This window comes from Serratia sp. D1N4, from assembly GCF_054552755.1.
Window position 1 is genome coordinate 567,853 of sequence record NZ_CM137274.1, and the last position, 17,001, is coordinate 584,853.

Sequence of the window (17,001 nt, forward strand, 5' to 3'; positions counted from 1 at the left end):
CTTCCTTATAGATCGAGTACTAACTGCGCACTTTTCGCTCGCGAGCAACACAATAGAATCAGATTGTTAGCTGCCTTTTCCTCGTCGGTGAGATAGCTATCGCGATGATCCGGTTCTCCTTCCAGCACGTCGGTCAAGCAACTGCCGCAGATCCCCTGTTTACAGGAAACACATACTTTCAACCCCGCCTGCGCCAAGGCTTCGACAATGCTCTGATTCTCTGCCACTCGCACCTTGGTGCCGCTGCTGGCCAGGGTGACGTCAAAGGCCGCACCCTGCATTGCCACTTCAGCCGCAAAACACTCCTGGTGGATGCGATCGTGGCAATAACCCAAGGCGATCGCCTGCTCGGTGACCGCCGTCATCAGGCGTGGCGGGCCGCAGACATAGACATGGGTATTCTCGGGTACATCCGTCAGGGTTGGGGTTAATGCCAAGCGTTGCTCGTCGCTGAAATACAGCCGTACATGGTGGGCATAGGGGGCATGTTCCAACCTATCCGCAAAAGCGGCCTGCTGGCGGTTGCGGGCGCAGTAATGGAGGCTAAAGGAACGGCCAGCGGCATAGAGCGTTGCCGCCATCGCCAGCATGGGCGTAATACCAATACCCCCGCCAATCAACAGGCTGTGGGCCGCATTGGGCTCCAGCGCGAACAGATTGCGCGGCGTGCTCACGCGCACCTCATCCCCTGGCTGCAAAGCATGCGCCGCCCGCGAACCGCCCTGAGATTGAGCGGCTTTCAGTATGCCCAGTTGGTAGTGATAGCGATCGGCAGGATCGCCACACAGTGAATAAGGGCGAACCAGATCGTTCCCCAAGTGGAGATCGAGATGTGCCCCGGCGGTAAAACCGGGCAACTCCTTGCCTGCTGGATCAGCCAAGGTGAGCAGGACGACATCGCCCTGCAATGCTCGGGCAATCACTTTTAATATCAACATATTGACTCCCTTATGCCTTAGCGCATAAACAACCCGCCGTTGATATCCCAGGTGGCACCGGTGACAAAGGCCGCCTGCGGTGAGGCTAATAACGCTACCGCCTGCGCCACAAACTCGGCATCGCCCAGCTTGCCGACCGGGATCATCTGCAATAACCCCGCCAGCTTTTCTGCCGGGACTAACGCATGAACCGAGGGTAAATCCAGCGGGCCCGGCGCAATCGCATTTACGGTGACGCCGGATTGACTTAGCTCACGAGCGAAGACCTTGGTCAGCGTCAGAATGCCGCCCTTCGAGGCCGCGTAGTGCGCCCCAGAGGCGGTTCCCCCATTTTGCCCCGCCAACGAGGCCAGGTTGATAATTCGGCCATAGCCCCGCTCGGCAAAATAGCGCCCTGCGGTCTGGCAACTGACAAAAGTGCCGCGCAGGTTGGTGGTGAGTACCTGATCAAACTCATCGGGCTGGATGTCCATCACCGGGGTTGCCAAGGTCAGCGCGGCGTTATTCACCAGCACATCCAGGCTGCCAAAACGCTCTAAAGTGGCGGCCAGCGCGCGTTCAACGTCTTGCACCTGGCGGATATCCAACCCCAGTGCCAGTACGCGATCCCCATGGCTATCCAGCTCACGAGCGGCTTGCTGTGCCCGCTGAAGGTTCACATCGGTTAACACCAGTTGAAAACCCTGCTGTAACAGATGGGTGGCGATAACCTTGCCTAAGCCCGAAGCGGCACCGGTCACTAATGCGGTTTGTGTCATGCCTTGCTCCTTAGAGGATGTAGCCGATGCTGTGCAGCACGTCATCGCTGTTAATCAGGCGGATGGTCTTTTGCTGAATCAGCCACTGGCTGCCCTGTGGCAACAGGATGTAAGTGACGTCGGCGGCATAGTGCCTGCTGTTGCCCTTGCGGTGTTCCCACAGGGATTGAGCACAGCGCACCACCACCTGATGTTCGTCTGCTTCCAGCAGGCGAAAACGCGACAGCGTGCGCAGCGTGCGGGCGCGCGGCGTGGTGGAGATGGATTCGCCGCTGTCGAGGCGGCGCACGCGTTTCATCCGCATTTGGTGATCGTCATAGGCGTAGTTAAGGCTGTTTTTAAAATCGGTTTCCTGCGGATCGATAGGGATCACATACAGCCCGTCAGGTTGCCAAAGCGCCAGCCAGGCATTGAAATCGCCTTGATCGAGCAAATCACCTTCCAGATTAATCAGCGTGATGGCACTGAACAGCACTGCGTTAGAGGCTTCCATTATGAGTTCTCCGTCATCAGTTTTTTCCACATCTGGTAGGCTGCCCGCATCCCGGTTTCGGCGCTGACGTCGCTGCGCAGGCCGTCGGCGGTTGGCTGCTCACCGGCGAGCCCGCGGTTTAGCATGATCCACAAATTGTCCCCGGCGGTCGCACCGCGCTGCACCCGCTCCCAGGCTTCGGAGTCATCCGGTGTGCCAAACCCCATCGGCCCCTGAAAGTGTTCATGCATCCGCAGGCGTGCCTGATTGGCAATGTCCGGCCCGCCGTCCATGGTGATCACCGCGTGATGAATTTCGGTTTCATTCACCGACAGCGGTTGCAGCACCCGGAAAAACGCCATCGAGCAGGCGATATTGGGGAAGATATTCAGGTTGAACCCGGAACCGCCGACGGCACGCACAATGCGGCGCACCTGCGGTTCGTCATGATCTTGGCGCAGCGCCTCTGCCAGTTCGAGAAAGCGTTCAGGAATGGGCGCATCCAGGTTGGCGTCCAGATCGACCAACTCTGGGATCATCACCATCACGCTGTGGCCGTTGCCCAGATCTTCGACATAGCCGCTGCCGCCGACAAAGTTGAGCATCTCTTCGGTCTGCTTATTGACGGAGCTTAAAAACGAGCGATGCACCACGGGGAAGTGATAGCCATCGGTGGTGTTCTCCAACTGGATTTTCCAGTTGCCGGGAAAGCGGAAGCGATGTGCCGGGCCGGTTTTAACCGGATAGCCCGCGCCCTGCTTCATAAACAGATCGATCCACTTTTTGGCTGCCCCCAGATAGTCGCTCAGCGGTTCGATACCCGGATTGAAGGTGGCAAAAATCATTCCGGCGTACTGTTCAGTCCGAAGTTGCACCAGCCCCAGTTCGGCTTTATTCAGTTGATCAGCATAGCTTTCAGGATGCGGCACGCCGCGCAGGCTGCCATCCAGCGCATAGCCCCAACCGTGGTACGGGCAGACAAAACTGTTGGTTTTACCCTTGCGCTGTTCACATACCGTTGCCGCCCGGTGACGGCAACGGTTGAGCAGGGTGCGAATTTCTCCTTTGCGGTCACGCACCACGATCACCGGCTGCGTGGCGATCTCGGTGGTTTTAAAGCTGCCGCTTTCCGGCAGTTCGCTGACGTGCGCCACCCAGACCCAGGTTTTGCTGAAGATCCGCTCCAGCTCAAGTTCAAACAGTTCAGCGGAGGTATACAGCGAGGTGTGTACCCGGTCGGCTTTAACCAACGCGGCAATTTCGGCGCTGCTGGGCGGTGTCGCGTCGAGGTTTTTTACTGCAATAGCGTGCTGACAAGACATGGTCATTCCCCTGTATATATTCAATTAGCGGCTTTCATCGGGTACCGGCAGTTCATCGGCACTGTTCCAGTGATTCACCGGGCGGCTAAACAGATTGCGGGTAGTAAAATGAGCGATCTGCATGCCGCTTTCTGCGCGCACAAACCAGGCAATAATTTCAGCTGCATTCAGATGTGCGTTCCCGGTACTGAAGGTAGAGGTTTGCAACATCAGCCAACGGCCACGCAAGCGCCCTGGCTGCTCACAGCCGATCGTTTCCGAGCAGAGAAAATGGGCATTCATGGCGAAGTGGGCGGGTTGACGGACATAGCGCAGCAGCATCGCCACAATGGCTTCACGCCCTTGATGCACGCCAAGACGGGTGGCATAGGGTTCGCCAACTCCTTCCCAGCGGGCGTCTGGGGTAAACAACGCCCCGGCTGCGCGGGCACTTTCCGGGCTGTTGAGCTCGTCACACAGGCGCATGTAGTCACTGATGCACAGCCGTACCGCCTGCTGATCTTCCAACTGCTGTAAACGCTGAGCATCCGGTAAGTTCATGAGCGGCTCCGTTAGCGCTGTATGATCAGTTCACGGCCGACGCGGGCTTCGATCTTGCAGTACTTCCATAACTTGTAAGCCCCATCGCCGACGGGCGTGGTGCGAAACAGGTTGCACACTGCGCTGACGTGTTCCAGCGCGTCGGCATCGGCCAATACGTAGGTCGTCCACGGCCAGCCTGGCGATGGCCCGACCATGATTTGATCGTCGTCCATGTTGCCAATCACCCGGATCCCTGGCATTTCCTCCATCCCTTTCATCATTGCGCCAAAGGCGGCCCACACCTGCTTGGCTTCAGGCGCGGTAGCATCAAAAAAATTCTGGTTTACGCCGATGCAAAACAGCACCCGCAGTTTGTTTGACTGGCTCATCTGTTGTTCCTTTTGAGTGAAAATCACAAATAACCCGGCAGCGGCTTACCGCCGAAAAACACCGTACCGGCATTGATATAAGAAAGGTCGCCCATAAAAGCGTGTTGAGTAATCACCAGGGTGTCGCGCACATAGCGCTGTAGCGGGCTGGTCAGCGCGATCCCGCCCATGCCATTGAGCGCCAAAGCCTGGCGGGCCACCTCTGCGGCCACCCGGGTGGCATGAGTAGAAGAGAGGCGTAACGCATTGATCTGCTGGCAAGAGGCGTCGTTACCCGCCAATAGCGCTTGCCAGACGTCATCAATCGCCTGATAAAACCAGGAACGGGCAGAGCACAGTTCGGCCTCGCAGCGGGCGATCTGGATCTGCGCCTGTGGCCGTTCTGCCAACTGCGGCGCACCGGTGACCGACTGTTGTCGATGTGCAATAGCGTAGATTTCATTCAGCGCAGCACGCGCCACGCCGAGCGCCACCACGGACAGCACCTGTGTCGCCAGGGAGAGCACCGGATAGCGGTACAACGGCCCATCCAGATTGAGAGCCGCACCGCGGGTAAAGGTCCACTCCTGCGGCACAAACACATCATTCACCACCAGATCGTGGCTACCGGTGCCCGCCAGCCCAACGGTGTTCCAGGTGGGATCAATCTGCACGCTGCTTTGTGGTAACACCGCCATACGCGGCAGCGGTTGCCCGCCTTCCGGCATGATCCCCACGCCAAAGATCGAGGCCCCCATGCAGCCGCTGGCAAAGCTCCAGCGCCCACTGACGCGGTAGCCACCATCCGTCTGCGGTGCTCGCTGCGGGGGAAATATGCCCCCGGCAAAAACCACGTCCGGGCCGTGGCGATACAGGGCCTGTAGCGTATCGGTGGGCAACGCCCCAAGGTAAAACGGACTCATACCAAAGCTGGCGACCCACCCGGCAGAACCATCGGCGGTGGCAATCTGTTCAACCAGTTCACAAAATTGCGCCGGGGGACATTCATCACCGCCGTAAATCTTTGGCACCAGCGCGCGGTAAACCCCGATCTGTTTAAAACGGGCAATGATGTCGGCGGAGATATGGCGCTGATGCTCAAAATCCACGCTGTGGGCCGCAATATCATTCAGTAATGGAGCAATATCTTCATGACGATGTAGAGCTGACATGGCTTCCTCCTGGGTGATTCTGTGGTTAGCGGGCAGCCGAGTGCTGCCGCAGTAAGCCGTACTTACTGAGTTGATTAATCAAATAAGGGCCGAACGAGTGCCGTTAGCGGAGTCTGGCGAGCAGGTATTCCGCAGCATCAACCAGCAGAGGGTCGTGGCCTTTGTTGGCGACTAACTGGAGCGCTACCGGGCGGCCATCAATCTCACCGATCGGGACTGAGATCGCCGGGTGCCCGCTGAGATTGAAGGGGCGAACCAGCTTTGTCAGGCTGACCATGCTGAGTGGATCGCGGGCTTCGCCCAGCGTCGGTGGCAGTTCTGGCAGGGTAGCCAAGGCCAGCAGCGGCGTGCGTTCCAGCAGCGTATCCAGCCGAGTGCTGAAACTCTGCCGCACGCGTTCAGCCTGGGCCAGCGCGGCGGCGCTCACCGTTTCCCCGGCACGCAGGCGGGTGGCGACATCGTCGGAGATGCCATCCAGCGCCAGCAGTGGGTGAAACGCTTGCCAGTTTTCATGGCTGATGAGGGTCATTCCGGCCAGGTAAGCCTCGTCAAGCTCTGGCAGCAAGATGGGGTGCAGCGTGGCTCCAGCCTGTTCCAGCACCTGGTGAATTAACGCATCGATAGACGGCGCGGCGGCGCTAATCACCCCTATTGCTGGCAGGGTTAGCAGCCTGTTACCCGGCTGAATGGCTAAGCGGCTCAATACTTGGCGCAGCACGCCTGCCTTGCGGGCAAACAGGCCCACGCAGTCTAACGAACTCTGTGCTGGCATAACCCCTTGGCGGCTGAGCAGGCCATAGGTCGGTTTTAGCCCCAGAATACCGCAGCAGGCCGCAGGCAGACGAACCGACCCCCCGGTATCGGTGCCGATGGCGAAATCCACGTCGCCAGCGGCCACCGCCGCCGCCGAACCGCTGGAAGAACCCCCGGGGATCAACGCGGGGTACTGAGGATTCAGCGGGGTTCCGCTCCATGGGTTAATCCCGGTGACGCCAAACGCCAGCTCATGCAGGGTGGTTTTTCCCTCCAGAACGCAGTGCTGATTGAGCAGGGTATTCACCACCTGCGCATGGTGCTGTGCTGGAGAGGCGGATGCGAGAGCTCGGCACCCTGCCTGCGTGGCATAGCCTGCGACATCGAGGGTATCTTTCACCGCAAAGTGCAGATCGCCTTGCCCCAGGGTAAATTTCTCAACGTAGGCATTGCTGTTACTGAAATGGTTCATCATTGCCACCTTGGATTTAAAAAACGTATCTGTTTTGAGAATAACCAGGAGTACATTTTTTATTCAGATTGACGATGAATCCATCATGGATGATTTAGATGAAAATTCAAGTAATATTTCACATAAAAATTACATCTCGGTAACAATCGATATAGCATTAAAAATTGCAGGGTTAATAACCTATCATGATGAATAAAATGAAAAATCAGGTTATTTTCCCAATAAAAAAACCGCCGGGGAAAATCCCAGACGGTGGTGATAACGTCTTTATTTACAGTGTGTTAATTTCTATTTTAATCGCTCGATCACAATTTTGCGATCGGGGTAGCGCGGGGGAGGTTACAGCTCATTGAGATTATCCAAGACTCGCCCGAGAGACTGGTTCATTTTTTCTCGCTGGGCCGCCGTCATGCCCTTAAATGCCTTTTCAAATACCTTCTGCGTCAGGCGGTGCGCCTCTTCCACTTTGGCCTTGCCAGCAGCGGTGAGTGTCACTTCAGTCACGCGGGCGTCCCGTTCGCTGCTGACGGTCGTCACTAATCCATCGTCACGCAGCCGCCCGACAATTTTAGTGACCGTCGGCATTTTAGCCATCGCATACTCGGAAATCTGCGAGATGCTGGCGGTGCCATACAGGCGGGTGATCACCAGCACCCGAAAACGCGACACATCCAGCTGAACCTTCTTGAGCGTGACTTCCATGATTTGGGTATAACGCGCGTAGACATTGACGATCCAGTAAAACGGGAATTCCTCACGGTGAAAAACCGGATCTTCCGGGGACGGACTATCTGGTATTTGGCTCATGATTTTCCTTACTGAGGGAGGTATTTGCGCGCTGATTATAGCTGCTAATGGTAGGTGTCTATAGCATTACAGCATACCTCTTGGGGTCCTCCCTGCCGATCGCCATCGTGGTGCGGCCGAATATCGCACGAAAATGATACAAAAATGTAACACAGTTAACATTTTCGTATCATTTATGCAGAAACCTGTTGCTACCCGGATCTGTTCCTTCCTATAAGTGAGCCCATGTTTTGGTGTCGAATTGAGCAATAACGAAAAACAAATGGCTCACGAAAACCTCTGGGAATGGCCATTTTTAATATAAATATCAAAACATTATATATCCCCCGTGAGCCAATCACGCTGTGGATAGCCTATCCGCGTGCCTGCACCGGATTTTCAACACCCATGAACCTTATTGCGGAGATATCATGAACGGTAGCCCCTCTTCTGAGCAGATACAGTGTGACCCGCCGATGCTCCCTACGGCCGATGGTGCGCGGCTGAATGCCCGCCAACAGGCCGTTATTAACAAGCTGTTTCGTCGGCTGCTGGTGTTTCTATTCATCCTGTTTGTTTTCTCCTATCTGGACCGCATCAACATTGGGTTTGCCGGCCTGACCATGGGGAAAGATATTGGCCTGACGAGCACCATGTTTGGCCTGGCGACCACCCTGTTTTACGTGATGTATGTGGTGTTTGGCATTCCCAGCAACATCATGCTGGGGATCGTCGGCGCGCGGCGCTGGATTGCGATTATTATGGTGATCTGGGGCGTGGCTTCTACCGCCACGATGTTCGCCACTGGCCCTAACAGCCTGTACGTGTTGAGAATGCTGGTGGGCATTGCCGAGGCCGGTTTTTTACCCGGTTTATTGCTGTATCTCACCTACTGGTTCCCCGCCTACTACCGCGCGCGGGCCAACGCCCTGTTCATGATCGCCATGCCGGTCACCATGGCGCTGGGCTCGCTGGCATCGGGCTACATATTGAGCATGGATGGCCTGCTGGATCTCCGTGGCTGGCAGTGGTTGTTCCTGCTGGAAGGTTTTCCTTCGGTGCTGCTGGGGGTGGTGGTCTGGTTTTATCTGGATGACAGCCCCGCCAAGGCCAAATGGTTAACCGACGACGATAAAATCTGTTTGCAGGAAATGATGGAGGCAGACAAGTTGAGCCTGGTGCAACCCCAGGGGAGCACCAGCTATACCGCATTGCAGAGCGGCAGCATGTGGCGTGAGCTGTTTACCCCGGTGATTATGCTATACACCTTGGCTTACTTCTGCCTGACCAATACGCTGAGTGCCTTAAGCGTTTGGACCCCGCTGATTTTGCAGAGTTTTAATCAAAGCAGCAGCAATATCACCATTGGTTTTCTCAGCGCTATTCCGCAGGTCTGTACCATCATAGGGATGATTTGGTGGAGCAAGCGTTCAGACCGTTTGCAGGAGCGCAAAATGCATACGTTGCTGCCCTATCTTTTTGCCGCAGCGGGCTGGATGTTTACCGCATTGGGCACCACCAGTCTGGTGCAGTTACTGGGGATTATTATGGCGTCCACCGGGGCGTTTGCCGCGATGGTGATCTTTTGGACCACGCCCGATCAATCCATCAGCCTGCGGGCGCGTGCTATCGGTATTGCGGTGATCAATGCCACGGGGATGACTGGCGCAGCGCTGGGCCCACTCTTGATGGGCTGGCTGAGGGATGTTACGGGCAGTTTCAATGCGGGAATTTATCTGGTCGCCGGTTTTCTGGTGTTGGGTGCGGTGGTGGTCTCGCTGATCCCCATGAAGAGCAGCCGCCCTAGAGCGGCTCCTTGAGGAAGGAAAGTGTTATGAAAAAACTGAAAACTGGATTTTGTTTCCTGGCGTTGTGTTTGGGCGTTGCACTGCCGGTCGGTGCGGCGCAAGCTTCAACGGATTGCCCTGTGGCACAATTGAGCGTCTGTCCGGCCCCTCTCGATACCCAATTGCCGGATGTGAAAGATATGCTGACATGGAACCAGCAACAGCGTGTAGTCGGGTTCCGTAACAATTATCGCTCTTATGCGGGAGAGGTATTTAAAGCAGGTAAAGCAGCCCCGATTGCGCGGGATGTGAGGGATTTATCCGCCGTTAGCTATCAGTATCAAGGGCAGAAGTACGCGCTATCGGACTATCTGCAACGCAATGACGTTACCGGAATGATGGTCATCAAAGAGGGGAAAATAGTTTGGGAGCATTACGCCAAGGGTAACACCGATACCACATTGTGGACGTCGCGCTCGGTCGGCAAGTCGGTGGTTTCAACGTTGGTCGGTATTGCGCTCAAAGAGGGAAAAATCGCTTCATTGGATGATCAGATTGTTAAATACAATCCAGATGTACGCGGCACAGCTTGGGAACAGGTGACCCTACGTCAACTGATGCAGCACACCTCTGGCGTTACCTGGGGCGAAGACTATACCAATCCAAAATCTGACTTTGCTCTGCTGACTCAGTGCGAGGCGAATAAACAGACTTATGATTGTGTAAACCGGCTGGTAAAAGATCCACAGCGTAAAGCTTATGCCAGACCAGGGCAGGTATGGTCCTACTCTTCCGGTGGTGCCTGGTTGCTTGGTGATACGCTGGAAAAGGCAACCGACAAATCTCTGGCACAATACCTGGAGGAAAAAATCTGGCAGCCATATGGCATGGTCCATGATGGTGTGTGGGAGAGTTACCAGATAGGCAAGCATGATGTCGGGGCGCATGGTTTTAATGCCACACTGGAAGACTGGGGGAAATTTGGTTTGTTCATTATGAACGACGGGGTATTACCCGATGGAACCAAAGTGCTGCCTGATCGCTGGGTTGTGGATGCCCGTACCTGGAACAAGGCAGAGAAATCGGTTAGCGCTGAGCATCCTGACGGCATTTATGGCTACCAATGGTGGGATAACAGCGTGCCAGCCAACGCCAAAGACGTTGAGCCAAAGCATGGGTTGGCGAGCGCGGATACTCTATGGGCGCTGGGTATCTTTGGCCAGATGATTGCTGTCAACCCAAAGCAGAAGTTAGTGATTGTTCAGTGGTCTGTATGGCCGAAAGCCGTACCTCCACTGAGTGCGCAGCCTCTAGAGTCCTCGCTGATGTTTAATGCCATCGCGAATAAGCTAGCAAAATAGTCAGCAACTAGCGCAATACCGCTCCCGAGTTGAAAACATTTTGATTCGGGGCCGGTATTTACCCAACTTTTGGAAAAGTTAACTCTATTTTCGGGTAACCACCGCAATTGTTATGCAAAGTGTCAATTGGCCAAACACAGCAATGTACTCATCAATCGCGGTTATTCGGGCTTGGTACGACGGCACAAGAGCCCATCAGCGTGAAACATTCCCCAGCTAACGCAACTTATGCACCACCTGATTGCTGCTGCCGCGCCAGATCAGCGCCGGATCTTTTAACTCCTGCACAAACTTGCCGTCGATCAGCACGTTGATTTGATCGACGATCTGCCGCTGTGCGCTATCCAGCTCATCCATCTGATAACCGGTCCATAGCCAGATATCCTTGCCGGGGCATTCGGCGCGTACCCGTTTCACCAACTGCAACACGGCGGCGACGTTGGCAGGGTGCAGCGGATCGCCACCGGAGAGAGACAGCCCTTGGCGCGGAATGCGAACGTCGTTGAGATCGGCCACGATCCGCTCTTCCATCTGCGCGGTAAACGGCAGGCCGGAATCCAGCCGCCAGGTGCTTTGGTTGTAACAGCCTTTGCATTGATGCACGCAACCGGCCACAAACAGCGTGCAGCGCGTGCCGGGGCCGTTGACCACGTCGATGGGGTAATACTGGTGGTAATTCATAGTATTAGCTTCTTTTTTGTTCCCCTCACCCCGGCCCTCTCCCCTAGGGAGAGGGGGAAAAGCGTGGTTCGGGTGGGAACTGGACTAAAATCTGGCACCATCCATCCCCTCTCCCTGTGGGAGAGGGCTAGGGTGAGGGGGCCGTTAACCAAGGTTAACCAATCTGCCCATTCCCCAAGTGCTTCACCCGGCGTTTCACCTCTTCCTGCTTACCGGCGTTGAACGGCCGTGCATCCGGGCTGCCTAAATAGCCGCAAACGCGGCGCGTTACCGACACTTTCGCCGAATCATGGTTGCCGCATTTCGGACAGGTGAACCCTTTGCTGGTGCAGGCAAACTCGCCGGTAAAGCCGCAGGTATAGCATTCGTCAATCGGCGTGTTGGTGCCGTAATAAGGCACGCGGGTGTAGCTGTAATCCCACACGTCTTCCAGCGCCTTCAGGTTGTGCTGCAAGTTCGGGTATTCGCCGTAACAGATGAAGCCACCGTTGGCGAGCGGCGGATAGGGCGCTTCGAAATCCAGCTTGTCGTAAGGGTTCACCTTTTTCTCCACGTCGAGGTGGAAGCTGTTGGTGTAGTAGCCTTTGTCGGTCACGCCCGGCACTACGCCGAACTCGCTGGTATCCAGGCGGCAGAAGCGATCGCACAGGTTTTCGCTCGGCGTGCTATACAGGCTGAAACCGTAGCCGGTTTCGGCTTTCCAACTTTCGGTGGCCGCTTTCAGGCGCTCGACGATGGCGATGGCTTTAGCGCGCAATTGCTCATCGTCATACACGTGCTTCTCCGCGCCAAACAGGGCGTTGATGGTTTCATGTACGCCGATATAGCCCAGCGAGATTGACGCTCGGCCATGCTTGAAGATCTCCGCGATATTATCGTCGGCTTTCAGCCGCACGCCGCAGGCCCCTTCCATATACAGAATCGGTGCCACGCGCGCCTTGATGCCCTCCAGCCGTGCAATACGGGTCATCAACGCCTTTTTCGCCAGCAGCAGGCGTTCATCCAGCAGCGCCCAGAAACGGCTTTCATCGCCGTGCGCTTCCAGCGCGATGCGCGGCAGGTTAAGGCTGATCACGCCGATATTGTTGCGGCCATCGTGGACTTGCTGGCCATTCTCTTCGTAAGTCCCCAGGAAACTGCGGCAGCCCATCGGGGTTTTAAACGAACCGGTGACCTGCACCACCTGATCGTAATTGAGGATGTCCGGATACATGCGCTTGCTGGCGCACTCCAGCGCCAGTTGCTTGATATCGTAATTGGCATCGCCAAACTTGTGGTTCAGGCCGTCGCGGATGGCGAACACCAGCTTCGGGAATACCGCCGTTTTGCGGTTTTTACCCAGCCCGGCGATGCGGTTTTTCAGGATCGACTGCTGGATCATGCGCGATTCCCAGCGAGTTCCCAGGCCAAAGCCGAAGGTGACAAACGGCGTCTGACCGTTGGCGGTGTGCAGGGTATTCACTTCGTATTCCAGCGATTGGAAGGCGTCGTAACACTCTTTCTCGGTGCGCGCCATCGCATAGCCTGCCACGTCCGGGATCTGCCACTGCTGCGCGATCTGCTGGTGCTTGTGGAAGCTTTCGGTAACAAAAGGCGCCAGGATCTCATCAATACGGTTGATGGTGGTGCCGCCATAAATATGGCTGGCCACTTGGGCGATGATCTGCGCGGTGACGGCGGTGGCGGTGGAGATCGACTTCGGCGGTTCGATCTCGGCATTGCCCATTTTGAAGCCGTTGGTCAGCATGCCTTTCAAGTCGATCAGCATGCAGTTGAACATCGGGAAGAACGGCGAGTAGTCGAGATCGTGATAATGGATTTCGCCGCGTTCGTGCGCCAGCACCACGTCGCGCGGCAGGATATGCTGTTTGGCGTAGTGCTTGGCGACGATCCCGGCCAGCAGATCGCGCTGGGTAGGGATCACCTTGCTGTCTTTGTTGGCGTTCTCATTCAGCAGCGCCACGTTGCTCTGCTCCACCAGGCCACGGATCTCCTGGTTCAGCCGCCCGCGCAGCTCGCGCGATACGTCTCGATCGTGGCGATATTCAATATAAGTACGTGCCAGTTGCTTGTAGTGGCCAGCCATCAGCTGGTTTTCGACCGCCTGCTGGATCTCATGGATATCGACACGCGGCTGCTGTTCCATCTGTTGAGCGACCACACGGGCGACGGTAGCGCAGTAGTCGGCATCGATCACGCCAGCGGCCAGCGCGGCCCGCTCAACGGCCTGTTTGATGCGCTCTTCGTCAAAAGAGACCTGACAACCGTCCCGTTTAATCACTACTGGTTTCACGTTGTTACTCCTGTTCCCGTTGGGGAGCGTTACACCCGCATGCTGGGGTATTGGCACAGTTTCGGCTTATCCACAGGGCAATGCCGCAGAACACAAGGGCTGCGGGGGCGTGTGGATGACTTTGTGGATAACTACTACATATAGATGATTAATTTACTGTGAGCACTATATATGGGTGTGGCGTCGGTTTTTTTGACCTGGGACAAAGAATTCGGGAGAGCGTTTGAAGGATGTACAACGGTCAATTTCAGGAAGAATGGCAGCCCTTGCTATCAGCGGGCTGAACGCAAAATGGTCGTAACACGCCAAAATCGCTAAAGCGTGATGACGATCGCATCACGCCGGAGAGTGGCGAAAATGGTTGAGTAAAAAATCAACCCAGGCGCGCACCCGTGGCGGCAGATCGGCCGAGGCGTAATACAGCCAGATTTGCGTTGGCCGTGGCCCGCGAGCAGGAACTGCTGCAAGCCCACGATGTAATTGTGATGTTGTTTCCGTTTTACTGGTACAGCTCACCGGCGATCCTCAGTGAATGGTAGGATGCGGTATTAACCTACGGTTTCGCTTACGGCAGCGAAGGCGCCAAGCTGCATGGCAAACCGTTGCAACTGATAGTGACTACCGGCGGTAATGCGCAGGCCTATTCGCCGGAAGGGTATAACCGCTATCCGGTGGCCGATTTGCTGCGCCCGTTCAACGCGATGGCCAATCTGACCGGCATGGATTATTTGCCGCCGCATTTGGTGCAAGGGGTATTTGATATGAGCGATGAACGCTTGGCACAAGCAGAGGCAGGCGTAGTGCAGTTGGTACAGCGGTTTTAAGCTTTTTGGCACGTATCCGTTAGTAAATCGTTTAGGCAACTGGGCTGATGCAACACTAAGCTTTCTTTCTGTTTTTTGCTCAGTTGCTTAACTCGATATTCCAGCTTCAGTGCCGTTGAGCGATCGCCCGCCTGACAGTGAAAAACCAGCACCAACTCACCTTTTCCCCGCAGCGCTTTTGCCCCTTTACCGGCCTGATGCTGCGCTATACGCCGCGCCACATCGGTGGTGATGCCGGTATACAGCATGCCGCTCGGCATACGCAGTATATAGAGGTGCCAGATCACTTCATTCATAAATGCCTATACCGTTTTTCATCAAGCAAAATACCAGCCGTCATTCTTCAGCGTTGTCGAGAAGAGTTCAACGGATAAATAGCCAAGGTGTCGTGGACCCTCTTTTTTAGCGCATAGCTAATATATTGATTCTAAAGGAGAGAAAAGAAGGCGGTGGAAAAAGGGTTTTTTAGCCTTTTGCGTTGTTACTCAATGATAAATAAAGCGGTTAGCGCTATTCTTGAACGGTTCACTGCCGTGCAGGCAGCTTAGAAAGCTCGATATCGGTGATCTGCTCTTTAACCAGCAGTTCACTGCCGTGCAGGCAGCTTAGAAATGCGTGCCGCAGTCAGTGAGGACTTGGCCGACGTTCACTGCCGTGCAGGCAGCTTAGAAAAGTAGCACCAACCATTATATGATTCAGCTTCAAGTTCACTGCCGTACAGGCAGCTTAGAAAGCAACATCATTAATATGGTGTTGCGCGTCAGCGTTCACTGCCGTACAGGCAGCTTAGAAATGCCTGCGGTGCGGCAACGAGTGAGTTGCTGAGTTCACTGCCGTACAGGCAGCTTAGAAAGTTGCCAGGTCGCCATACTGTGCCGCACCGATGTTCACTGCCGTACAGGCAGCTTAGAAACTCCACCCGCTCCACGCACTTTGCAACACTGGCGTTCACTGCCGTACAGGCAGCTTAGAAAATATGTCAAATGCCCAACCGCTTTTCTGATTAGTTCACTGCCGTACAGGCAGCTTAGAAAATGCAGCGCAGCGGGGCGGGTATCTGGCTACGGTTCACTGCCGTACAGGCAGCTTAGAAATAATGCAATCTCGAGCCAGGTCACGTTGGGCCGTTCACTGCCGTGCAGGCAGCTTAGAAATCGCGATAATGAGATAGGCGCTCAAGACAGTAGTTCACTGCCGTGCAGGCAGCTTAGAAAGCGAGTAGAGTCCTTTTTGGCTGCCATGCATGGTTCACTGCCGCACAGGCAGCAACGATTTACGGGTTAGGACAGCGTGGTTTACATCGAGCACAGACCAATTTATCTCTATGTCGCCCTCAAATCCTTTAAGGCATCACGTACAAAGTCACAGGTTATTTCCGTTCGTGAAAAGCACCTAAAATAGTGCTCGACACTATGGTAAAAATGGCGATTTATAACACCTATGAGGTATGAATCAAATGACCTACTAATTAACATGGTTAGGGTTTTCTTTTCTTTTTATTAACTCCCGAACGTTTTCATTTTTTTAGATTAACATCCAATTGCAGAGCCATTTCCTGGTTTTTTATATTGCATCATGATTTTTTATTATTCATTTTAGATGATTATCTTATTTTAATGATTCTGATGCATGGCTGAGCCATTTTCTATAATATCGTATAGACAGTTAAAGAGTGCTAAACATTCTCGATGCTTCTTATGTAGGCAGGTAATTGATATGTGCAAGATAGAAATAGTCTGTCTTGTAAAGAAAACGGTGAAGTATGTTCAAAGTTGAAAAACCTAATGTTGCGTTTAATCGCCTACTTAATGACCTGATTCCTCATGCGGAGAAAATAGTCCCTAAGCGACCTGGTGACATAACAAAAGGTATTATAATAAAGAATGATCCTGAGTTTTTTAAGCTTTTTTTGCTGGAGGAAGGGAGTGCTAATCTTTGCCGGTTAGAGGATAATCTTATCATTTCTACCGTTTTCTCCCCTCATGTCATTGGGCTATCATTTTATCCAGGGGCTGGTGTCTACTACTCGATAGAGTTAGGAGCCCATAGCTGTTTATATCAGATATCCAGGACTCGAGCTCAGTATCTTATCAATAAGCTTGACTTGCAAAAAGAGTATATCAGCGCAGTATCCTACAAGATGTCACTGCTTTATTTACGTGATAGCAGTGTCTTGCAATATAAGTCTGAAGATATTGTAAAAAACATGTTGGTACTCTTGATGGAATTTCCTGAAGATTTTCGATCGAATACCTCAGTGCTGAAGTTTATTGAGCAGCGTACAACGCTGTCGCGTAGCTGTATTCAGCGCATATTGCTGAATTTAAAGAATAAAAACAGGGTGGGTATTGTCAATGCCCGGCTTGTGGATATCAGAGATCTCTTCGTTCCGAACTAAGGTATAGAGAACATAAAACAAGCCAAAAGCCATTTCATAATGGTTATGGCTTGTTTTATGCCTTATTTGCTATAAATCGAACAAAATTTGAACT

General features: G+C 54.2%; 15 protein-coding genes, 2 pseudogenes and 1 CRISPR repeat array. Of the genes and pseudogenes, 4 read left to right on the forward strand and 13 right to left on the reverse strand.

The features are described from left to right. Window positions 1–5 precede the first annotated feature (5 nt). The 9 genes from ACX1CU_RS02445 to ACX1CU_RS02485 form a co-directional block, all read right to left on the reverse strand. Entirely contained in the window at window positions 6–938 is a 933-nt protein-coding gene (locus ACX1CU_RS02445; RefSeq protein ID WP_459401064.1) for a PDR/VanB family oxidoreductase, read from the reverse strand. A gap of 17 nt (window positions 939–955) precedes the next feature. Continuing rightward, complete coding sequence (locus ACX1CU_RS02450) at window positions 956–1,696, reverse strand: SDR family NAD(P)-dependent oxidoreductase (RefSeq protein WP_459401065.1); 741 nt, start codon at window positions 1,694–1,696, stop codon at window positions 956–958. Window positions 1,697–1,706: 10 nt separating this feature from the next. Further along, the gene (locus tag ACX1CU_RS02455) at window positions 1,707–2,189 is read right to left on the reverse strand and encodes an aromatic-ring-hydroxylating dioxygenase subunit beta (protein ID WP_459401066.1); all 483 of its coding nucleotides are present in this window, start codon (window positions 2,187–2,189) and stop codon (window positions 1,707–1,709) included. Then, the gene (locus tag ACX1CU_RS02460) at window positions 2,189–3,490 is read right to left on the reverse strand and encodes an aromatic ring-hydroxylating oxygenase subunit alpha (RefSeq protein ID WP_459401067.1); all 1,302 of its coding nucleotides are present in this window, start codon (window positions 3,488–3,490) and stop codon (window positions 2,189–2,191) included. The genes ACX1CU_RS02455 and ACX1CU_RS02460 overlap by 1 nt, the downstream gene beginning before the upstream one ends. A gap of 24 nt (window positions 3,491–3,514) precedes the next feature. Next, complete coding sequence (locus ACX1CU_RS02465; RefSeq protein WP_459401068.1) at window positions 3,515–4,030, reverse strand: nuclear transport factor 2 family protein; 516 nt, start codon at window positions 4,028–4,030, stop codon at window positions 3,515–3,517. Window positions 4,031–4,041: 11 nt separating this feature from the next. After that, window positions 4,042–4,401, reverse strand: coding sequence for an IacB protein (locus tag ACX1CU_RS02470; RefSeq protein ID WP_459401069.1), 360 nt, complete (start codon window positions 4,399–4,401; stop codon window positions 4,042–4,044). Between the two features lie 23 nt (window positions 4,402–4,424). Further along, on the reverse strand, window positions 4,425–5,552 hold the full coding sequence (locus ACX1CU_RS02475; RefSeq protein ID WP_459401070.1) for an acyl-CoA dehydrogenase family protein: 1,128 nt from the start codon (window positions 5,550–5,552) through the stop codon (window positions 4,425–4,427). Between the two features lie 103 nt (window positions 5,553–5,655). Further along, the gene (locus tag ACX1CU_RS02480) at window positions 5,656–6,777 is read right to left on the reverse strand and encodes an amidase (protein WP_459402705.1); all 1,122 of its coding nucleotides are present in this window, start codon (window positions 6,775–6,777) and stop codon (window positions 5,656–5,658) included. 339 nt (window positions 6,778–7,116) lie between these two features. Further along, the gene (locus ACX1CU_RS02485) at window positions 7,117–7,584 is read right to left on the reverse strand and encodes a MarR family winged helix-turn-helix transcriptional regulator (protein WP_459401071.1); all 468 of its coding nucleotides are present in this window, start codon (window positions 7,582–7,584) and stop codon (window positions 7,117–7,119) included. A gap of 455 nt (window positions 7,585–8,039) precedes the next feature. Here ACX1CU_RS02485 and hpaX point away from each other — a divergent pair, with 455 nt between their 5' ends. Continuing rightward, the gene (gene hpaX / locus ACX1CU_RS02490) at window positions 8,040–9,383 is read left to right on the forward strand and encodes a 4-hydroxyphenylacetate permease (RefSeq protein ID WP_459402706.1); all 1,344 of its coding nucleotides are present in this window, start codon (window positions 8,040–8,042) and stop codon (window positions 9,381–9,383) included. A gap of 14 nt (window positions 9,384–9,397) precedes the next feature. Beyond that, entirely contained in the window at window positions 9,398–10,711 is a 1,314-nt protein-coding gene (locus ACX1CU_RS02495; RefSeq protein ID WP_459401072.1) for a serine hydrolase domain-containing protein, read from the forward strand. 216 nt (window positions 10,712–10,927) lie between these two features. Here the strand turns inward: ACX1CU_RS02495 and nrdG are convergent, their stop codons facing one another. From nrdG to ACX1CU_RS02510, 3 genes and pseudogenes are all read right to left on the reverse strand, one after another. Further along, window positions 10,928–11,392, reverse strand: coding sequence for an anaerobic ribonucleoside-triphosphate reductase-activating protein (gene nrdG, locus ACX1CU_RS02500; protein ID WP_459401073.1), 465 nt, complete (start codon window positions 11,390–11,392; stop codon window positions 10,928–10,930). Between the two features lie 154 nt (window positions 11,393–11,546). Next, complete coding sequence (gene nrdD / locus ACX1CU_RS02505; protein WP_459401074.1) at window positions 11,547–13,685, reverse strand: anaerobic ribonucleoside-triphosphate reductase; 2,139 nt, start codon at window positions 13,683–13,685, stop codon at window positions 11,547–11,549. A 336-nt stretch (window positions 13,686–14,021) separates the two neighbouring features. Then, a pseudogene (locus ACX1CU_RS02510) lies at window positions 14,022–14,129 on the reverse strand (LysR family transcriptional regulator); the annotation flags it as partial. Here ACX1CU_RS02510 and ACX1CU_RS02515 point away from each other — a divergent pair. Then, window positions 14,114–14,509, forward strand: a pseudogene (locus tag ACX1CU_RS02515) (NAD(P)H-dependent oxidoreductase); the annotation flags it as partial. The pseudogenes ACX1CU_RS02510 and ACX1CU_RS02515 sit on opposite strands and share 16 nt — an antisense overlap. Here ACX1CU_RS02515 and ACX1CU_RS02520 read toward each other — a convergent pair. Further along, entirely contained in the window at window positions 14,506–14,805 is a 300-nt protein-coding gene (locus ACX1CU_RS02520; RefSeq protein ID WP_459401075.1) for a GIY-YIG nuclease family protein, read from the reverse strand. The pseudogene ACX1CU_RS02515 and the gene ACX1CU_RS02520 overlap by 4 nt on opposite strands. Window positions 14,806–15,032: 227 nt before the next feature. Then, window positions 15,033–15,723: direct repeats of the CRISPR family, unit length 28 nt; unit sequence GTTCACTGCCGTGCAGGCAGCTTAGAAA. Between the two features lie 548 nt (window positions 15,724–16,271). Between ACX1CU_RS02520 and ACX1CU_RS02525 the strand changes: the two genes are divergently transcribed. Continuing rightward, a complete protein-coding gene (locus ACX1CU_RS02525) occupies window positions 16,272–16,907 on the forward strand; it encodes a helix-turn-helix domain-containing protein (protein WP_459401076.1) in 636 nt (211 codons plus the stop codon). Window positions 16,908–17,001 lie beyond the last annotated feature (94 nt).